This is a genomic window from Stenotrophomonas maltophilia, from assembly GCF_025642255.1.
Taxonomy (GTDB): domain Bacteria; phylum Pseudomonadota; class Gammaproteobacteria; order Xanthomonadales; family Xanthomonadaceae; genus Stenotrophomonas; species Stenotrophomonas maltophilia_P.
In genome coordinates this window covers 1999473-2018743 of record NZ_CP106759.1, presented here as the reverse complement: position 1 = coordinate 2018743, position 19271 = coordinate 1999473, and the positions used below count along the sequence as shown (strand labels likewise).

Genomic DNA, 19271 nt, shown 5'->3' with positions numbered 1-19271 from the left:
GGCCGCGGCGCGACCCACACGGTATGATGCCGCGTTTCCTGCTCCCCCTCCCCATGCTCGCTTCCTACTCCTCCGCCATCATCTGGTCGGCGGTGGCGCTCGCCACCGTGGGTCTGCTGTTCCGTCCTTTCCGCCTGCCCGAGTATGTCTGGGCCGTCGTGGCGGCGGCGCTGCTGCCGCTGACCGGTGTGATGCAGGTCGGCACGGTCCTCGGTGCGGTCGCCGAAGGCGGTGATGTCTATCTGTTCCTGGTTGGGATGATGGTTCTGGCAGAGCTCGCGCGGCGGGAAGGCCTGTTCGACTGGCTGGCGCTGTACGCGGTGCGGCACGCGGGGGGCTCCGGGCGGCGGCTGTTCGACCTGGTGTTCCTGGTGGGCACGCTGGTGACGGTATTCCTCTCCAACGACGCGACAGCGGTCGTGCTGACCCCTGCGGTCTATGCCGCGTGCAGGGCGGCCCGCGCCAATCCCCTGCCCTACCTGTTCGTCTGTGCGTTCATCGCCAATGCGGCAAGCTTCGTGCTGCCCATCTCCAATCCGGCCAATCTGGTGGTGTATGGCAGGCACATGCCACCGCTGCAGCAGTGGCTGGCGCAGTTCGCGTTGCCGTCGCTGGCGGCGATCGGTGCGACCTACCTGGTCCTGCGCTGGGTGCACCGCCGCGAGATCGCGCAGCCACTGGCCCCGGCGCCGGAACATCGCCCCCTGTCTGCTGGCGGTCGCCTGAGTGCTTACGGCGTGCTGTTCACCGGCTCAGCGCTGCTGGTGACGTCGGCGTTGAACGGCCCGCTGGGGGTGGTGACCTTCTGCGCAGGCAGCGCGAGCGTCGTCGCCGTCGCCCTTCGCCAGCGCCAGAGCCCACTGCCGCTTCTGCGCAACGTGTCCTGGGGCGTGCTGCCGCTGGTGGCAGGTCTGTTCGTGCTGGTCGAAGGCGTGGCACAGACCGGCGTGATACAGATGGCGGCCAGTGCGCTGGAGTCCCTTGCCCGCACCTCACCGCAGCAGGCCGGGTGGATGGCCGGCTCGGCCGCAGCCCTGCTCAGCAACCTCGCCAACAATCTGCCGGTGGGCCTGGCCGCAGGCTCACTGGGGCAGATGGCCGACCTGCCGGCGCAGACGCGCGCGGCACTGTTGATAGGTGTAGACCTCGGCCCGAACCTGTCGGTGACCGGTTCGCTGGCGACCCTGCTGTGGTTGGTGGCCCTGCGTCGGGAAGGCGAACATGTCAGCGGGCTCGACTTCCTGCGCATCGGCGTACTGGTGATGCCGCCCGCGCTGCTCGGGGCATTGCTGCTGCTCTGAGCCATCGCAGGTCCGGCACAGGGTTCAGTGCGGCTGCCTGCGCGAGCGGAACGCCGCCACCTTCATGCGGTTTCCGCACTGGGCCATGCTGCACCAGCGCCGCCGCCTGGATTTGGTGGTGTCGTGGAAAAGAAGCGTGCAGTCATGTGCTTCGCACTTGCGGACATGCGCCAGATCTCCCTCGGACAGCAGCCGCGCGAAGGCCGCAGCGACAGGTTCGAGCAGGCTCCCGGCACTGCCGTCACGGCGCTGCTGCAGGAGCCGGGGAACGCCAGAGGCCGCCTCGAGCCGCAGCACCGGGCGCCCTTCTTCCAGGATCCGGTTCACCACAGGGGTCTGGAACGGTACGCCGCTGCGCGCAGCCGCCAATGCGTCGCCCGCCTCCTGCCGAAGCGCGATGGCCAGTGCCAGCAGGCCTGGCGCGACTGGAACCGCATCATCTGCAAGCACACCGGCCGACGCCAGCCAGTGGAGCACCGATGCGTCATCGACCAGCACATCCTCGGGCGCGCCTGGCGGCCCGTAGCAGGTGTTGATGAAATCCAGGGCGAGGTCATTGCCCACGAACAGCGGAGGGGCCGGGTGCACGTCGCGCATATGTAACCGCTCAAATAATTGTTGACAGGTTACCACGGCCATTCGTAACCTTCAAAAACACACACAACAGGTTACATGCCATGGGTACGAAACACGCACTGGCCTCTCTGGGACTCGTGGCCGCCGCGTTGGCTGGCGACGTCGATGCGGCTGACGCCCAGATCCACTACCGCTACGAGCAGGTCGGCGATGTGGAGGTCTTCTATCGCGAAGCCGGGCCACGAACCGCCCCCACCGTGCTGCTCCTGCATGGATTTGCCGCATCGTCGTACATGTACCGCGACGTCATCAGCGCGCTTGCCGACCGCTACCGCGTGATCGCGCCGGACCTGCCCTCGTTCGGTCACACCCGGGCGCCGGCGCGTGGTGCTTACGCCTACACCTTCGACAACCTGACCACCACCATCGACCGTTTCACCCAGCAGCTGAAGCTGGACCGCTATGCGCTGATGGTGCACGACTACGGGGCTCCCGTCGGCTGGCGCCTGGCCGTGGCGCACCCGGAGAAGATCACGGCACTGATCTCCCAGAACGGAAACGCCTACGAGCAGGGCCTGGCCAAGGGTTGGGACCCGATCCGGACCTACTGGCGGCAGCCGACCGCAGCCAACCGGCTGGCGCTGGCCGACTTCCCGACGCCGGCCTCGATCAAATGGCAGTACCTGGAGGGCGTGAAGGACCCGAGCACGGTCGCTCCCGACGGATACATCCTGGAGGGCCTGCAGGTCACCACGCCCGGCAACGCGGATATCCAGCTGGATCTGCTGCTGGACTATGCCTCCAACGTGGCGATGTACCCCGTCTTCCAGGCCTACTTCCGCGACCATCAACCGCCACTGCTGGCGGTGTGGGGACGCAACGACCCCTACTTCCTGCCGGCCGGCGCCGAAGCGTGGAAGCGCGACATCCCCGCAGCGGAAATCCACTTCTACGACACCGGGCACTTCGCACTGGAAACGCACGCCGCGCAGATCATCCCCGTCGTCCGCCGGTTCCTCGACCGCCACGTCGGCGAAGCTGCGCAGGAGGACATCCGCGACTGATGCGTCGTCTGCCGCTTCACATGGTGAACCACGGTACTCGGCCATAGTGGCCGGAGTTCGTCATCATGTTGAGCGTTCATGGCAGCAGTCCGCGCGCACCTCAAGCATTTGCCTCGCCGGTGGCGCACAGCGCTCTACATCCTGCTCGGCCTCTACGCAGCCTATCTGTTGGCGGGCAACGTCTTCCTCAACACGCCGCTGTTCGACAACGTCACCAACCGCAAGCCGCAGAAGTTCGTGATGACCACGGGCCCGGCGATCACACTGGTGCCGGGCCACGTGATCGCCTGGAACGTGCACATGCGCGGCCACGTCAACCACACGGTCTATGTGCTGCATGCGGAACGTGCCAGTGCGCGCCTTGCCCTCCTCCCCCTGTTCCGGCGCGAAGTCCGGGTGCCGCGGCTGCAGGCGACCGGTGTTTCGGCCGACGTCAGTCGCGTCGATCAGGTCGTCCCCTCGCCCCCCCGCGGCACCCGCGGGTGGACGCTGCGCTTCAACGCCATCCATAGCGACAGCATCCGCAGTGCCCGGCTGGGCAAGCTGCTGATCATCGGCAAGGGAGCCGGAACGGTCGGTTTCCTCAAGCAACTGCGCGGCGGTCCGTCGGAACTGTTCGATTCCCAGGTCCGCTTCGATGCCGCCGACGTCAGTTATGACGGCGTCCAGCTGCTGGGGGACACAGAACTCACGTCCCGCTTCAGCTATCCCCGCCATTTCCGCGACCAGGCGCCCGGCCTGGCCAAACTGGGCCTGTTGCGGGCTGCGCTCAAGGTCAACGCACGAAGCCAGGGGCTGCGCCTGGATACCGGCCTGGCGCAGCCGCGGATCGCCAGTGCCCCGGTGCCGGGGCGACTGCAGATGGACATCCGCATGGACCATGGACGCCTGCAGCCCGGCAGCCACGCGCTGTGGCACGTGCCCCTGCTGCTCGGTGACGGCGCTCCCGGCCGTGGCGTTCTGGCCCTGCAGCTCAACACCGCCGACGACATTCGGCTGCAGGCCCGGCTGCCTCCCAAGGAAGGAACGGGCGCAGCGCTGGACGCCGATCTGCGGATTGCTGGCCGTGAGATTCCTTTCCGCCAGATCGACCAGTTGATCGAACGGACCTCGGGAACGGTGCGCGGCGAGTGGACCTTCACCTCACTCAACTGGATCCCCGCGCTGTTCGTTCGCAAACCCTGGCTGCAGCTCGATGGCGGCGGCGTCCTGCAGGCGGATCTGAAGCTCCGCAACGGTGAACTGGTGGCGGGCAGCACGGTCGACATTCCCTCCGCCAAAGCGGTTGCCGGTATTGCCGGCGTGACGATGGCGGGCACGGCCAGCGCGCATGGTGAGCTCAAGGACGGATCGCCCACCCGCGCCGAGCTGTCGGTACGCCTGCCCCGCTTCACTGCCAACCCGACGGACGCGCCGCGCACACGGCTGTTCGATGGCCGCGATCTGCAGGTGACGCTGAGCGGTGACGGCCGTATCCGCGAGCTGCGCAACGGTGTGCGCGCGCACCTGCGTTTCAGTGACGCCACCATTCCGGACCTGGCGGCCTACAACCGCTATCTGGGCACGGACCAGGTACGGCTGCTCGGCGGCACCGGCCAGGTGAGCGGCGAGATGCGGCTGGACACCAATGGTCGCATCGGCCAGGGCAGCGCCCGCCTGCTGGGCCGGCAGGCACGTGCGCAGGTCGCCGGGCTGTCACTGGCCGGCGACGTGCAGCTGGATGCAGCCCTGCGCCGCGGCAACTTCACTGACCGCCATTTCGACGTCTCCGGCAGCACCGTCGAGCTGCGCAACATCCAGATCGCCGGTGTCGCACGCAAGACGCCGTGGCGCGGACGTATCGACATCCAGTCCGGGCGCATCGATGCACAGTCGCCGTTCCAGGTGGACGCACGTGGCGCCGTGGCAATGAGCGATGCCTCGCCCCTGCTGGCGGTGTTTGCCGAGCGCGGCGACTATCCGCGCTGGGTGCTGTCGCTGCTCGACGCTGGCCAGGTCGATGCGCAGACCGCACTGCGCTGGCGGCCGGGGCATCTCACCCTGGACGAGCTGACTGCGGAGAATGACCGGTGGTCCGTCCGCGCCCGCCTCGATCTTCCCGGTCAGCACAAGCGCGGCGATCTCTATCTGCGCTGGGGCGTGCTCGGGGCCGGCCTCGAGCTCGACGGCGAGCAGCGCCGCTGGCACCTGGCAAAGGCCCGCGAGTGGTTTGATGAGCGCCCCTCCCTGCTGCCCGCCTCGGCGGCACCTGCGCAACAAGCGCCTGGGGACTGACGGCCGGCGCTGCATCCAAACGTGCCACTCGTTCGTATTGGTTCGAGACCCACGCGAGGATGCCCGATGAAACGAACAACGCAGGCCCTTGGACTGGCCGGCTGGCTTACGCTGACCTTCGTGGCAGCGGCGCTTGGCGCACGGGCCTCGATCTCGGCATCGGACTTCTACTCCACCCTGTCGCTGCCCGCGTGGGCGCCTCCCGCCGGGCTGTTCGGACCGGTCTGGACGGTGTTGTACGCGCTGATGGCAGTGGCCGCGTGGCTGGTCTGGCGCGAGAAGGAACGGCGCCCCAACACGGTGGCATTGGCGCTCTACGTCGTGCAGCTGGCAGCCAACACCGCATGGAGCTGGCTGTTCTTTGGATGGAAACAGGGTGCGCTCGCCTTCGTGGATATCCTGGCCCTGCTGGCGCTCATCATCGCCACCGTGATTGCCTTCGCGCGCGTCCGGACGCTGGCGGCGATCCTGCTACTGCCCTATCTGCTGTGGGTAGGGTTCGCCGCCGTACTCAACTACGCGGTGTGGCAGGCCAACCCCGGGGCCCTGTAAGGCGGTGCGCGCTTCAGGCGGTTGCTTCAGGCGCAGGCTGCCAGCTGCGCAGGGTCGCGCCCTTCAGCGACTGCTGCCCGCAGCCGGTCGGGCAGCGCAGCACGCGGATGGCCGACATACTGACCAGGCCCTGCCCCTCCACCGCCTTGAACACCGTCTCGCAGCGCAGGCAGCGTGCCACCATGGAATACAGGTGAACGATGCGGCGGGTGCCGGGGTCCTGCAGAAGATCCACATCCAGCAGCTGGAACTGGCAGCTGTCCGGCATCGCGCGCATGGAGTGGGACGTGTTCGGGGGTGTGTGCAGGTTCACGACGGAGCGCCAGTGGAAGTGTCCTGCGTACGTTATGGAAACCGGCGTGCAGCGGGTGTGCAGTGCACATGCAGTGACCGCGAAATCTTGTGCGGGCCGCGGACCGATTCTGCTAGGGTGCCGCAGATGCACAGTCCATTGCCGTCCTCCGATCCACCCGCCCGCTGCCAGCAGTCTGCCGGTAGTCCGTTGAGCGTGTACCTGAGGGACGCCACGCGGTCGGTGCACGGCAGCCTCGATGCGTTCCTGATCGGGCAACGCCTGTTCGAATCCACATTGCGCTACGGGCGCTTTCTCCAGGTCCAATGGCATTTCCACCACGCCGCCGCGCCGCTGTACATGGACGGGCTGATGCTTCCGGCAACGGCACGACTGCAGCTGGTTGAACAGGATCTGCTGGATATGGGCGCCCCGCTGCCACGCGCGCATGCCTGGCGTCCCAGGCTGCAGCACGCATCCCGTGCGTCGGCATTGGGTTGGCTGTATACCGTCGAGGGTTCTGCCCTGGGTTCGGCCGTCCTGCTCAAGTACGCCGCCGCGCTGGGGCTGGGTGCCGGCCATGGCGCCCGTCACCTTGCACCTTCGCCTGCAGGCGTGGCCGAGCAATGGCGGATCACCCGCGCGCATCTGGATGCGGAACCCCTCACGCAGCAGCAACGCCAGCAGGCCTGCAGCGCGGCTCAACAGGCGTTTGCATTCGTGCGGCGTTGCGCAGCTGAAGTGTTCAGCAATGCGTGAACAGGCATTCACATCGTCCGGACGGTATGCGGCAGCAGCATTTTCCGTCACCATTCCATTCCGCTCGGCCCGTCACGAATCATGAGTACCGCCCTTGATGCCTTCCGCTGATCGCACCTGGAACGATGCACTGTCGGACTGTGCGCGGGAACCCATCCACACACCGGGCGCCATCCAGCCCTATGGCGTGCTGCTGGTGCTGGATCCGCTGACGCTGCTGGTGCGGGAATGTGCCGTTAGCCAGCCCATCGCGCTGCGCCAGTACGGTGATCCGTTGATGCAGCATGTCGAGAACGCACTGGGCGGTGTGATCGGCCCCTTCGTACATCGCCTGCGGCACATCGCACCCGGCGGCACGCTGCACCTGGGCGCGGTCCACCTGGATGGGCTGGGGCGCCACCAGTTGCTCGCGCATCGTTCAGATGACGATCTTCTGATCGAACTGGAAGCCCCCGTTGCCGGTCAACCCGCCTCGCTGGAGGAGCTGTACCCCGCGATCCGCGAACTGATGCTCGCCATCGAGGGGGCCGCGACGGTCGAGGATCTCTGCCAGCTGGCGGCTGCGCACATACGCAGGATCGCCGGATTCGACCGTACCCTCGTCTACCAGTTCGACGCCGGCTGGAATGGAACCGTCGTGGCCGAAGATGGCAACGGCATCCTGCCTTCGTATCTTGATCTGCGCTTCCCGGAATCGGATATTCCGGCGCAGGCGCGCGCCCTGTATCTGCATAACCGGGTGCGGCTGATCGCCGATTGCGATTACACGCCCGTGCCCCTGGTGCGGGCCGGGCATCATCGCCAGGCCCCGCCCACCGACCTGAGCCTTTCCACGCTCCGCAGCGTCTCGCCGGTGCACCTGCAGTACATGCGCAACATGGGCACGGCGGCATCGATGTCGGTCTCGCTGATCCACGAGGGACAGCTGTGGGGGCTGGTGTCGTGCCACAGCGCACAGCCGCGCCGGCTGCCCTATCACGTGCGCACGGCCTGCGAGTTCATGGGGCAGATCCTGTCGCTGCAGATCGCACTGAAGCAGCGCGCACGCGCCGTGGAGGAACGGGTCGGGCGCCGGTCCTTGCTGGTCAAGCTGCTGGGCCGCATGGCCGGCGACGAGGACTTCATGGCCGCGCTCCGCCGCGACCCTGACAGCCTGCTTTCACTGACCGGCGCGCAGGGCGCGGCCATCGTGCACAGGAACGACTGCATGCGCCTGGGCCAATGCCCCGGGAATCCGGAGGTACTTGCGCTGGCACAGTGGCTCGCGACCGCGCACGTGGGCGAGGAAATGTACGTCACCGATCATCTGACCGCGGCCTGGCCGCCTGCGGAGCAGTTCAGCGATGTTGCCAGCGGCGTGATCGCCGTATCCATCTCCCAGCTGCATGACAGCTACCTGATGTGGTTCCGCCCAGAGGTGGTACGCACGGTCAGATGGGGTGGCGATCCACGCAAGAGCGCAGGCGGCAGCGACGCCCTGTCGCCACGGCATTCATTCGAGGCATGGAAAGAGACCGTGCAGCAGCGCAGCCTGCCGTGGAACGAGGCCGACTGCGATGCGGCGCTCGAGATGCGCAACGCCATCGTCGACATCGTGCTGCGCAAGGCGGAAGAGATGGCCGAACTGAACGAGCAGCTGATGCGCAGCAACAAGGAGCTGGAAGCGTTCTCGTATTCCATCAGCCATGATCTGCGCGCCCCGTTCCGGCATATCGTGGGCTATTCCGAACTGCTGGGCAGCTCGGCAGCCGAGCGCTTGAACGAGACCGAGCGGCGTTTCCTCGACACCATCGTTGATTCGGCCAAATCGGCCGGCACGCTGGTGGATGATCTTCTGAGCTTCTCCCAGATGGGCCGCTCGACGCTGGGTCGCGCACGCATCGACATGGCAGCCATGGTGGAGGATGTGCGGAAGATGCTGGAGTTCGAATACCACGGACGCGACGTCCACTGGCAGATCGGGGACCTGCCCCAGGTTGAGGCCGACCCCACCATGATGCGCCTGGTCTGGCAGAACCTGCTGTCCAATGCAGTGAAGTTCACCCGCGAGCGCACGCACGCGGTGATCGCAGTGGCGCACGAGCGCTCGGAAAGCGAGGATGTCTTCACTGTGCGCGACAACGGCTGCGGCTTCGACATGCGCTATGTGGACAAGCTGTTCGGCGTGTTCCAGCGGCTGCACCATGTCGAGGAATTCGAAGGTACCGGCATCGGCCTGGCCAACGTGCGCCGCATCATCGGCCGCCATGGCGGCCGCACCTGGGCCGAGGGCGAGCCGGGCAAAGGCGCCACCCTCCATTTCACCCTGCCCCTGCATTCTGGAGATGTTCAATGAGGGACCTGCGGCCGATCCTGCTTGTCGAGGACAGCCCCAAGGATGCTGAGTTGACCCTGGCCGCGCTGTCGCGTTGCCAGCTGCTCAATGATGTCATCCATGTGCGTGACGGCGCCGAGGCGCTGGACTATCTGCGATGCGAGGGCGCCTTTTCCGGTGCCCGCCATGGCGGCCCCGTGGTCGTGCTGCTCGATCTCAAGCTGCCGAAGGTCAATGGACTGGAGGTGCTCGAGCAGGTTCGTGGCGATCCCGTTCTCAGCAGCACCCCGATCGTGATGCTGACCTCGTCGCGGGAGGAGCAGGATCTGATCCGCAGCTATGAACTAGGGGTCAACGCGTTCGTGGTCAAGCCCGTGGATTTCAAGGAATTCTTCGACGCGATCCAGGGTCTTGGCATGTTCTGGGGAATCACCAATCAACCACCGCCGCATCGCCCGAACGGCTCGGGACACCACCATGGGTGATATCACCGACCGCGGCGAGCGCCTGCGCATCCTCATGCTGGAGGACAGCGCACTCGATGCGGAGCTAATCTCCGCCCAGCTGCTGCGGGCCGGCCTGGATTTCGAGGCGGAGCGCGTATGGACGCGTCGGGGCTTCCTCGATGCCATCGACAGCGGCACGCATGACGTCATCCTCGCCGATCATGTATTGCCCGGCTTCGATGGCGATGCGGCCCTGGCCCTGGCGCGCGAACGCGTCCCCCATACGCCATTCATTTTTGTTTCCGGCACGCTTACCGAAGAACTGGCGGTGCAGGCCCTGACCCGTGGCGCGCGCGACTACGTGGTGAAGCAGCGGCTGCAACGACTGCCGGACGCGATACGGCGTGCACGGCAGGAGGCCCACGAGCGTGGCGAGCTGGCCCAGGCCCAGGCGGCACTGAATGACAGCCAGGCGCAGTTGCAGCAGATCACCGACGTGGTTCCGGCGCTGATCGCGCAGTTCGATCACGAACACCGCTTCCGCTTCGCCAACCGTGCGTTTCTCGACTGGCACGGGGTAAGCCTGGCCGAGCTGCAGGGACGGACTGCGCGCGAGATCAGCGGGATTTCAGCCTTCGAGGAGGCGCTGCCCAGCCTGCAGCAGGTCCTCCAGGGAGAGCGCGCCAACTTCCAGGCACGTCTTGCCCATCGCAGCGGTGAGACACGCTTCGTACAGATGGACTGCGTACCGGAGCGCGCAGCCGATGGCCGCGTGGTCGGCTACATCTGCGTGGGCAGCGACGTTTCCCAGCTCAAGCGCGCCGAACTGGCCCTGCGCGAGGACAACCAGTCGCTGGAGCGGCAGGTTCAGGCGCGCACCGCCGAGCTCCGGGCCAGCAAGCGACGTCTGCAGTCCATCTTCGAGTCCAGCTTCCAGCATCAGGTGCTGCTTGACCTGTCCGGGCGTGTCGTCGACGCCAACGTCGCCTCGCTGGCCGCGGTGCTGGCCGAGAAGGCGCAGGTTGTGGATACCCCCTACTGGCAGACGCCCTGGTTCACCACCACGCCCGGAATGAGCGAGGTGATCGACAAGGCGGTTGCCGATGCCGTAAGTGGGCGCAGCTCCCTGCACTCGCTCGAACTGGAGCTGCCCACCGGCCGGCGAAGTTTCGACGTTTCATTCCGTCCGTTGCAGGACGGCGCAGGCGAGGTCACCGCGGTGGTGTCCGAAGCCGTGGAGACCACCGCACGACTACAGGCAGAGCATGCACTTCGGCAGGCGCAGAAGATCGAGGCCGTCGGGCAGCTGACCGGCGGCATCGCCCATGACTTCAACAATATCCTGACGGTCATCTCCGGCAACGTCGAGCACGCGATGCTGTTGAGCGGCCATCCTGGAGCGTCGGCCGAGGCGACCACACGCGCACTGGACAACGCCCTGAAGGGCGTCTCGCGCGCGGCAAGCCTGACCCAGCGGCTGCTGGCCTTCGCGCGCCGCCAGCCGCTGCGCAGCCAGGCCGTCAATCTCAACGACTGCATGCTCGGAATGCAGGACATGCTGCAGCGGGCGCTGGGCGAGCTGGTGCGACTGGAGATCAGCACGGCTGCCGGCATCTGGTGCGTGGAACTGGACGTCGCGCAGCTGGAGGCCTCCGTGCTCAACCTCGCGGTGAATGCACGCGATGCGATGCCCAGCGGCGGCAGGCTGAAGGTCGAGATCGACAACAGCCATCTCGACGGCGACTATGCCGCCCTGTTCCCCGATGCGGCTCCGGGCGAGTACGTGATGCTGCGCGTCCGCGACAACGGCCACGGCATGCCGGCCGATACGCTGGCGCGGGTGTTCGAGCCGTTCTTCACCACGAAACAGGTGGGGCGTGGCACGGGCCTGGGGCTCTCCATGGTGCATGGTTTCGTCAAGCAGTCCGGCGGCCACGTCCTGATCGACTCCGTGGAGGGCGGAGGAACCAGCATCACCATGATGTTCCCGCGCTCGCCGCTGCCACTGCCCTGTGAATCTCCCGCGCCGGCAGCGGGCCTGGCCGGCTATGAACAGCGCGGCGAGACCATCCTGGTCGCTGAAGACAATGACGATGTCCGCGCATACACCGTCGACGCCCTGCGCCAGCTGGGCTACCGCGTGCTGGAGGCACATGACGGGCCGTCCGCGCTGCGCCTGCTGGAACGCCCGGACGCGCGCATCGATCTGCTGTTCTCCGATATCGTGATGCCCGGCATGTCCGGCTGGGAACTGGGTCGCGAAGTCCGGGAGCGCTGGCCTGAGGTGGCGATTCTGTTCACATCCGGCTATCCGCGCGATCATGACGCCCCCGGGGGCGCGGGCCGCTCTGCGGCGCTGCTGAGCAAGCCATTCACGCGCGCCGATCTGGCCGAATCGATCCGCGGCGTGCTGGCGTCCTCCAGCTGACGGACCGGGGCGCGCGCCGGCTCAGGGGCCTTGCCTGGTTCCGAGCCGGTTGATCTGCGCGCACTCAACGACGCCCGGCGGCTGTGGCATGTCGGCCAGTGCAACCATCGCCCGCCCCAGGGCCAGATTGCTGGTCGCGATGGAAGGGGCCATGCGTGCGACCAGCCCCAGCACCGGGGCGCCGACACCATAGAGTGGCTTCATCCACGAATGCACCGTGCCTGTACCTGCAACAGGCTGGACACCGCCTGGTCGCAACATCACCGTACGGATCGGCAAGCGGGCCAGCGCCTGTTCGGTCTGCCCCTTCACCCGCAATGGCATGATGCGGCTCTGCGGATCAGCATGAGCCCCGGACACGTACAGAAAGCGCCCCTGCGGACATGCCTGGGCGAACGCCGAAGCCACGGCAAGCGTGGCATCGAAGGTCACCGCGCGGTACTCGGCTTCGCGGGTTCCCACCGGCGGCGCTCCGGCGCAGTAAAGGCAGGCGTCGAATCCCGAAAACAGGTCAACACTCCCGGCGGCCTGCCGGAAATCGGCGAGCAGCAGCTCGGCGACCTGCTGCCCCGGCCGGCTGCCCGGCCTGCGGACCAGTGCCGTGACACGCTGCACCCGGGGCGATTCCAGGCAGGCCAGGACAACGCCCTGCCCGACCAGCCCTGTTGCACCGGCAACGAGCAGCTTCATGCGGCCAGGGGCGGCGTGACTGTCCACGGGGCTCAGAGTTTCACGAAACGCTGGATGCGGCGCGCCAGCCAACCACTGAACACCAGCGGGGCATCCAGCGCGGACACACAGATGCAGGGCACGCCCGGCGCCGTCACCGGCTGGTGCTCAACGTCCTCGTCAAGATCCGCGACATCGCCAGGCGCGAACAGGCCCAACGCATCGTTGTAGGAACCGCGCAGGATCTGCGTCAGTTCGCTCTGTCCGTGGCTGTGCATCGGCAGGCACTTTCCGGGGGCGATCTTCAGCATGATCAACGATGGCATCTGTTCGGCCCGGATGCAGTGCACGCCAGGCGCGATCCAGCGCCAACGCAGCGCTGCCAGTGACCTGCCGAAATACGCGTGCAGCGATGCCGGCAGGTAGTCCGGATCAGCCTCCGGCCGTTCATGCGGCACCTCCCGCGGCGATGATGGCTCGGCCGCTGCCGAGACCGCCTGCGAGGACAGATGGGCCAGCATGGCCTCGCGCAGCGCGTCCCGGCGGTCTTCGGCAAGCGCAGGCTGGGTGTGTTCCAGCAGCGCCGAACCGATCGCCTCAGCCTCCCGCAGGCGCTGCCGGCACACCGGGCAGCGCTCCAGATGCGTGCCGGCGACGATGCTCAGTGGCGCCGGCAGTGCGCCGGCCGCATAACTCATCAACGTCGATTCGTGCAGATGGTGGTGCGGGCTCATTGCGCACCTCCGATCCGCGACTGCAGGCGCAGGAATGCGCGGCGGAGATGCGACTTCACGGTCCCCAGCGGCATGCCCAGAATGGAGGCGATCTCACCGTGGCTCTTGGCCTCGAAGTACGACATCCGGACCATGCGCGCCTGCACGGCCGGCAGTTCGTTGATGCGCTGGCGCAGCCGTGCATGGTCGGCAAACTGCTCGGCGCTGCTGCGCTCGACCAGGTCCGCGGCAGCGGCCTCTTCGACGGCCGCCTGGACCTGCATCCAGCTGCGCTCGCGCCGGACCCGGTCGATATGCAGGTTGCGGGCGATCCGGTAGAGCCATGTACTCAGTGCCGCCTGCGCCGGATCGTAGTCTCCAGCGCGCAGCCACACCTTCAACAGGCATTCCTGCGCAAGCTCTTCAGCCACGGCATCCGGCACGCCGAGTCCGCGCAGATAGACGCACAACCTGGGCATGAAGTGGTCATAGATGCGCATGAAGCAGTCGCGGTCGCGCAACCGCGCCACCGCGTCCATGTCACCGGTCCAATTCAGTGCGTCAGTGCTGGGCTGCTGGGAACTGGACACGAGGCGGGCGGTGTCGAAGGGAACGGGAGGGCTGGCGGCGTCAGGGTACATCTGCGGTCGCGGCGGGCTGGTGAAGGTCTGTCCTGAGTACGGGCCACGGGCCCGTTTGGATGCAGCGCCGACCTGCATCCAGCAACGGCCCTGCCGCGTATGCCAGAACACATCCCGCCGGAGCGCCTTCGATGCGCCTCACCTTCCTGCTGCTGTGCCTGCCCTGCCCCGCCCTCGCGGCCACCCTGCTGCACAACGAGGGCATCGCCACCCTGCCGGATGGCCGGGTGGCCTACCGTGAGATGCATTGGCAGCGGGGCGCCACGGAAGGCGCCGAGCGCTGGGTCCAGTACCTGTGCCCGGACGGCCAGCCCTTTGCAAGAAAACACATGGCGGCCACGGATCGACCGCTGGCGCGCGGCTACCGGCTGCTCGACCAGCGCTCCGGTCAGCAGGCTGACGTGGAGATGTCCAGCGATGCAGTCCGCATCTCGTGGAAGGAGAGTGCCTCGACCACATCGCGGCAGGCACGCCTGCCAGCGCCTGCCGGTGCAGTCGTCGATGCCGGCTTCGATGCGGCCGTGCGCCAGCACTGGACACCGCTGCTGCAGGGAGCCGAGGTGACCCTGCCCTTTCTCGTCCCCGGGCGCCAGCGCTTCTATCCGGTCAAGGTCAGCTGGCGTGGTGCGAACCGCTGGCGCGGGCTGGCTGCACAGTCATTCGAGGTCCAGCTGGACACCTGGTATGGCGGCGTGGCCCCACGCCTGTCACTGGTCTACGCCGAGGCCGATCGTCGCCTGCTGGAGTTCCGCGGCACCAGCAACCTGCGCGATGCACGTGGCACTTACCCCGCCGTGGTGGTGCGCTTCGACAGCCCGCCTGCGCCCCAGCCGGACAGCCAGTGGCAGCAGGCGTGGGCGCGGCCTCTGGTCGCCGGGTGCGCCGTTACGGCGAAGTGAAGACAAACAGGAAGACGAAGAATCTGCGACGAGGCGCATCCATTTCCCGCCCTGCTGCGTAGAGAAACACACGCCTCTCTCGAGATCCGCCCCATGGCTTCCGCAGCGCCCCTCCGCAGCCGACGCGAACGCCTTCTGAGCACCATCCGGCGCTGGTTCGACGCCGGCACTGCAATGGACACCGACAGTGGGCGTGCGGATCGGATCGACTGGCTGCGCGCGGTGCCATTCGCACTGATGCACCTGGCCTGCCTCGGCGTGATCTGGGTGGGGGTGTCCTGGATCGCCGTGGCCGTGGCAGCTGCGCTCTACGCGATCAGGATGTTTGCGATCACCGCGTTCTATCACCGCTACTTCTCGCATCGAACCTTCCAGGCGCCGCGCTGGGTGCAGTTCGTATTCGCGGTGATCGGCGCTTCCAGCGTGCAGCGCGGCCCGCTGTGGTGGGCCGCGCACCACCGGCATCACCACCGCCACGCCGACCAGCCGCAGGACCCCCATTCCCCACGCCAGCGCGGATTCTGGCGCAGTCACATGGGCTGGTTCCTGACCCGCGAGGCGTTCACCACCGACCTTGCCCGGGTGCCTGATCTGGCCCGGTTCCCGGAACTGCGCTGGCTGGACCGCTTCGACATCGCGGTGCCGGTACTGCTGGCGGCAGGCCTTTATGCACTGGGCGAACTGCTCGAACGGGCGGCGCCCGGCCTGCACACGTCCGGGCCGCAGCTTCTGGTCTGGGGCTTCTTCGTTTCCACCGTCGTCCTGTTCCATGCCACGGTCACCATCAACTCGCTGGCGCATCGCTTCGGCCGGCGCCGCTTCGATACCCGTGACGACAGCCGCAACAATCTGTGGCTGGCACTGCTGACCTTCGGCGAGGGTTGGCACAACAATCATCACTTCTTTCCCGGCTCGGTCAGGCAGGGCTTCCGCTGGTGGGAGGTGGACATGACCTGGTACGGGCTGCGCGCAATGGCCGCCCTGCGGCTGGTCAGCGGACTCAAACCCATCCCAGCGTGGGTCCTGGACAAGGCGAGATACTGACATGCGCATCGCAGTCATCGGCTCGGGAATCTCTGGTCTGGCCAGTGCATGGTGGCTGGACGGCGAACATGACGTCACGTTGTTCGAGGCCAACGACTATCTCGGCGGACACACCCACACCCACGACATCGAGCTGGGCGGGACGCGGATGGCTGTGGACACCGGGTTCATCGTGTTCAATCCGCTGCACTATCCGCTGCTGAGCGCGCTGTTCGACGAGCTGGGCGTCACCTCGCGGCCCACCACCATGAGTTTCTCCATGCACAGCGAGCGTTCGGGCGTGGAGTACAACGCCACCTCGCTGGACGGCCTGTTCTGCCAGCGACGCAACCTCGTTTCGCCGCGCTTCTGGGGAATGCTCTCCGACCTGCGGCGCTTCTATCGCGATGCGCCGCTGCTGCTGGCCGAGCGGGAAGGCCCAACGCTTGGCGACTATCTGCGCAGCCAGCGCTATGGCAAGGCCTTCGTCGACGAGCATCTGCTGCCGATGGCGTCGGCGTTGTGGTCGTCGCCGACGGCGACCGTCCTGGACTTCCCCGCACGCTACCTGGCCCAGTTCATGGCCAACCACCAGATGCTGCAGATGACCGGCCGCGCGCCGTGGCGCGTGGTGGAAGGTGGTTCGGCGCGCTACGTGGACGCCCTGCGCCGCCGCTGGCGGGTGCACGAGCGCCTGGAGTGTCCCGTCCTCGCCGTCGAGCGGATGCCTTGGGGCGCGCGCGTGCACAGCGCTGCGGGCGTGGAAGGATTCGATGAAGTGATCCTCGCCTGCCACAGCAACCAGGCGCTGGCACTGTTGGCCGATGCCGATCCGATCGAGCGTGACGTACTGGGTGCCATCCGCTACCAGCCCAACGACGTCGTACTGCACACCGATGCATCCCTGCTGCCCAGCAACCGCAAGGCATGGGCTGCATGGAACGCGCATGTGCCGCGCGATCCCGCCGCTCCCTGCACCGTGAGCTACTGCATGAACCTGTTGCAGGGACTGCCCGGCGACATCCCGCTGGTCGTGACGCTCAACCGCACCGAGGCGATCGACCCACGCCGCATACTGCGTCGTATGAGCTATGCACACCCGGTGCACGATCATGCTGCGGTCCGAGCCCAGCAGCGCTGGGCCGACGTACAGGGCCGCCGCCACACCTGGTTCGCCGGAGCCTATTGGGGGTGGGGTTTCCACGAAGATGGCATCCGCAGTGCCCGTCGCGTCGTCGACGCGATGCGGACCTGTTCGCCGCAGCCACGTCTCATGACGCAGGACGAGGCCGCCGCATGAGCGCCAGCGCCCTCTACTTCGGCCACGTGATACACCGCAGGCACCAGCCGCACGCGCACGCCTTCCGCTACCCGGTCGCGCAGCTGCTGCTTGATCTCGACGAGCTGGACACGATCTTTGCCGGACGATGGCTGTGGTCCTTGAACCGCCGCAATCTGGCGGAGTTCCGGCGCAGCGACTACTTCGGCGACCCCTCGATGCCGCTTGCCGAGGCGGTCCGCCGCCATGTCGCAGGCGTGCGGGGTCATCGCCCGGCGGGCCCCATCCGCCTGCTGACCCATCTGCGCTTCGGCGGGCACGTCTTCAACCCGGTCAGCTTCTATTACTGCTACCAGCCTGACGGCAGCACACTGGACTGCATCGTGGCCGACATCACCAATACGCCATGGAAAGAGCGCCACGCCTACGTCCTGTCAGTGGCAGAAGCGGCCAGCGAGCCGGGCTCACTGCGCTGGCAGTTCCAGAAGCGCTTCCATGTGTCGCCCTTCATGGCGATGGACTGCACCTACGACTGGCGGTTCAGCACGCCCGGCGAGGACCTCAGGGTCCACATGCAGGTTCTGCAGGAGGGCGTGCGCCAGTTCGACGCCACGCAGCACATGCAGCGACGACCGCTGGACGGGCGCGGCCTGGCGAAGGTGCTCACCCTGTATCCCTTGATGACCGTGCAGGTCGTTGCGGCGATTCACTGGCATGCGCTGCGGTTGTGGCTCAAGCGCAACCCGGTCCATGACCACCCCACACTTGCCGGAAAACCGCGATGAACGAGATGACTCCATCTGCAGCCATGCCCCGGGCCGGCGCGCTCGACGCATACCTGCGCCAACGCCTGCTGTCCCAGCTTGCGCCGCTGCGCGAAGGCCAGCTGCGGGTACGCGATGCCCTCGGCGAAACACTGCTGGGCGACGCTGCGGGGGAACTGCATGTCACTGTGACCATCGATGACCCGGCGTTCTACCGCAAAGTCGCCGCACAAGGCAGCGTAGGCGCAGGCGAGAGCTACATCCACGGCGACTGGCAATGCGACGACCTGGTTGCGCTGGTACGCCTGCTGGTGCGCAACCGCGATCTGCTGGACGGCATGGAACGTGGCCCGGCACGCATCGGCGGCTGGCTGCTGCGCGGCTGGAACCGGCTGCGCCGCAACAGCCGCGAAGGCAGCCGGCGCAACATCGCGGCTCACTACGATCTCGGCAACGACTTCTTCGCCCTGTTCCTGTCAACGGACCTGATGTATTCATCGGCACTGTTCGCCAGCGAGCAGGACACGCTCGAGGACGCCTCGCGGCGCAAGCTCGATCGCATCTGCCAGCAGCTGCGCCTGGCACCCGGAGACCGGGTGGTCGAGATCGGCACGGGGTGGGGCGGGTTCGCACTGCATGCCGCGCAGCATTACGGCTGCCATGTCACTACCACCACGATCTCCGCCGAGCAGCATGCGCTGGCCACGGCACGGGTGCGCGCCGCGGGCCTGGAGGATCGCATCACCCTGCTGATGAAGGACTATCGCGACCTCGACGGGCAGTACGACAAGCTGGTCTCGATCGAGATGATCGAAGCGATCGGCGCCCAGTATCTGGACACCTACATGGCCACCCTGCAACGGCTGCTCAAGCCGGACGGGCTGGCCCTGCTGCAGGCGATCACCATTGAAGACCACCGCTATGAGCAGGCGCGCCGAAGCGTGGACTACATCAAACGCCACGTGTTCCCCGGCAGCTTCATCCCTTCCATCAACGCGATCATGGCCGCCAAGACCCGTGCCAGCGATCTGCAGCTGCTGGCGCAGCAGGACTTCGGCCATTCCTATGCCCTCACGCTGCGGGCGTGGCGCCAGCGATTCCTCGCACAGCTTCCCGCAGTGCATGCGCAGGGGTTCGACGCGCGGTTCTGCCGTCTGTGGGAGTTCTACCTGGCCTACTGCGAGGGCGGCTTCCTGGAACGTTCGATCGGCGTTTCACACCTGCTGCTGGCACGCCCCGGCCATCGGGGCAGCGCGCACGCCACGGGCGCACACTGA

At 66.9% G+C, this 19271-nt stretch carries 18 protein-coding genes; 13 read left to right on the top strand and 5 right to left on the bottom strand.

Translation table 11 applies throughout. From position 1 onward, the window contains the following. Nucleotides 1-53: 53 nt before the first annotated feature. Nucleotides 54-1301 carry an arsenic transporter gene (locus N8888_RS09325; protein ID WP_263178284.1) on the top strand — a complete coding sequence of 416 codons (1248 nt, stop codon included), beginning with the start codon at nucleotides 54-56 and terminating at the stop codon, nucleotides 1299-1301. 24 nt (nucleotides 1302-1325) lie between these two features. On the opposite strand, the gene N8888_RS09320 is transcribed toward N8888_RS09325, so the two are convergent. Next, entirely contained in the window at nucleotides 1326-1940 is a 615-nt protein-coding gene (locus N8888_RS09320; protein WP_263178282.1) for a CGNR zinc finger domain-containing protein, read from the bottom strand. A gap of 38 nt (nucleotides 1941-1978) precedes the next feature. Here N8888_RS09320 and N8888_RS09315 point away from each other — a divergent pair, with 38 nt between their 5' ends. From N8888_RS09315 to N8888_RS09305, 3 genes are all read left to right on the top strand, one after another. After that, on the top strand, nucleotides 1979-2941 hold the full coding sequence (locus N8888_RS09315; protein WP_263178280.1) for an alpha/beta fold hydrolase: 963 nt from the start codon (nucleotides 1979-1981) through the stop codon (nucleotides 2939-2941). Nucleotides 2942-3019: 78 nt separating this feature from the next. Beyond that, entirely contained in the window at nucleotides 3020-5215 is a 2196-nt protein-coding gene (locus N8888_RS09310) for a translocation/assembly module TamB domain-containing protein (RefSeq protein WP_263178278.1), read from the top strand. A gap of 66 nt (nucleotides 5216-5281) precedes the next feature. Continuing rightward, the gene (locus N8888_RS09305; RefSeq protein WP_111186977.1) at nucleotides 5282-5767 is read left to right on the top strand and encodes a TspO/MBR family protein; all 486 of its coding nucleotides are present in this window, start codon (nucleotides 5282-5284) and stop codon (nucleotides 5765-5767) included. A gap of 13 nt (nucleotides 5768-5780) precedes the next feature. On the opposite strand, the gene N8888_RS09300 is transcribed toward N8888_RS09305, so the two are convergent. Beyond that, on the bottom strand, nucleotides 5781-6080 hold the full coding sequence (locus tag N8888_RS09300; protein WP_065175681.1) for a hypothetical protein: 300 nt from the start codon (nucleotides 6078-6080) through the stop codon (nucleotides 5781-5783). A gap of 126 nt (nucleotides 6081-6206) precedes the next feature. Here N8888_RS09300 and N8888_RS09295 point away from each other — a divergent pair, with 126 nt between their 5' ends. The 4 genes from N8888_RS09295 to N8888_RS09280 all read left to right on the top strand — a co-directional run bounded on the left by N8888_RS09295 (nucleotide 6207) and on the right by N8888_RS09280 (nucleotide 12006). Next, nucleotides 6207-6818, top strand: a complete 612-nt coding sequence (locus N8888_RS09295; protein ID WP_155761037.1) for a biliverdin-producing heme oxygenase — start codon at nucleotides 6207-6209, stop codon at nucleotides 6816-6818. Between the two features lie 97 nt (nucleotides 6819-6915). After that, on the top strand, nucleotides 6916-9153 hold the full coding sequence (locus tag N8888_RS09290) for an ATP-binding protein (protein ID WP_263178273.1): 2238 nt from the start codon (nucleotides 6916-6918) through the stop codon (nucleotides 9151-9153). Next, nucleotides 9150-9617, top strand: a complete 468-nt coding sequence (locus tag N8888_RS09285; RefSeq protein WP_053518529.1) for a response regulator — start codon at nucleotides 9150-9152, stop codon at nucleotides 9615-9617. The genes N8888_RS09290 and N8888_RS09285 overlap by 4 nt, the downstream gene beginning before the upstream one ends. Next, nucleotides 9610-12006: a PAS domain-containing hybrid sensor histidine kinase/response regulator gene (locus N8888_RS09280; RefSeq protein WP_263178271.1), complete on the top strand. Its 2397-nt coding sequence runs from the start codon at nucleotides 9610-9612 to the stop codon at nucleotides 12004-12006. Before N8888_RS09285 ends, N8888_RS09280 begins: the two co-directional genes overlap by 8 nt. Nucleotides 12007-12027: 21 nt before the next feature. On the opposite strand, the gene N8888_RS09275 is transcribed toward N8888_RS09280, so the two are convergent. From N8888_RS09275 to N8888_RS09265, 3 genes are read right to left on the bottom strand one after another with little or no spacing between them, the layout of a single operon-like run. Next, nucleotides 12028-12696 (bottom strand): NAD(P)H-binding protein, encoded by a 669-nt coding sequence (locus tag N8888_RS09275; RefSeq protein WP_053518533.1) that lies wholly within the window; start codon nucleotides 12694-12696, stop codon nucleotides 12028-12030. 32 nt (nucleotides 12697-12728) lie between these two features. Continuing rightward, nucleotides 12729-13409, bottom strand: coding sequence for a ChrR family anti-sigma-E factor (locus N8888_RS09270; protein WP_263178269.1), 681 nt, complete (start codon nucleotides 13407-13409; stop codon nucleotides 12729-12731). Further along, nucleotides 13406-14029, bottom strand: coding sequence for a sigma-70 family RNA polymerase sigma factor (locus tag N8888_RS09265; protein WP_065182216.1), 624 nt, complete (start codon nucleotides 14027-14029; stop codon nucleotides 13406-13408). The genes N8888_RS09270 and N8888_RS09265 overlap by 4 nt, the downstream gene beginning before the upstream one ends. Before the next feature lie 131 nt (nucleotides 14030-14160). Here N8888_RS09265 and N8888_RS09260 point away from each other — a divergent pair, with 131 nt between their 5' ends. The 5 genes from N8888_RS09260 (at nucleotide 14161) to N8888_RS09240 (ending at nucleotide 19271) form a co-directional block, all read left to right on the top strand. Then, nucleotides 14161-14928: a hypothetical protein gene (locus N8888_RS09260; protein ID WP_193396569.1), complete on the top strand. Its 768-nt coding sequence runs from the start codon at nucleotides 14161-14163 to the stop codon at nucleotides 14926-14928. A gap of 93 nt (nucleotides 14929-15021) precedes the next feature. Beyond that, the gene (locus tag N8888_RS09255; RefSeq protein WP_065182214.1) at nucleotides 15022-15972 is read left to right on the top strand and encodes an acyl-CoA desaturase; all 951 of its coding nucleotides are present in this window, start codon (nucleotides 15022-15024) and stop codon (nucleotides 15970-15972) included. Between the two features lies 1 nt (nucleotide 15973). Then, on the top strand, nucleotides 15974-17251 hold the full coding sequence (locus tag N8888_RS09250; protein WP_263178266.1) for an NAD(P)/FAD-dependent oxidoreductase: 1278 nt from the start codon (nucleotides 15974-15976) through the stop codon (nucleotides 17249-17251). Further along, nucleotides 17248-18015, top strand: a complete 768-nt coding sequence (locus tag N8888_RS09245; protein WP_263178265.1) for a DUF1365 domain-containing protein — start codon at nucleotides 17248-17250, stop codon at nucleotides 18013-18015. The genes N8888_RS09250 and N8888_RS09245 overlap by 4 nt, the downstream gene beginning before the upstream one ends. Then, entirely contained in the window at nucleotides 18012-19271 is a 1260-nt protein-coding gene (locus tag N8888_RS09240) for an SAM-dependent methyltransferase (protein ID WP_180875144.1), read from the top strand. The genes N8888_RS09245 and N8888_RS09240 overlap by 4 nt, the downstream gene beginning before the upstream one ends.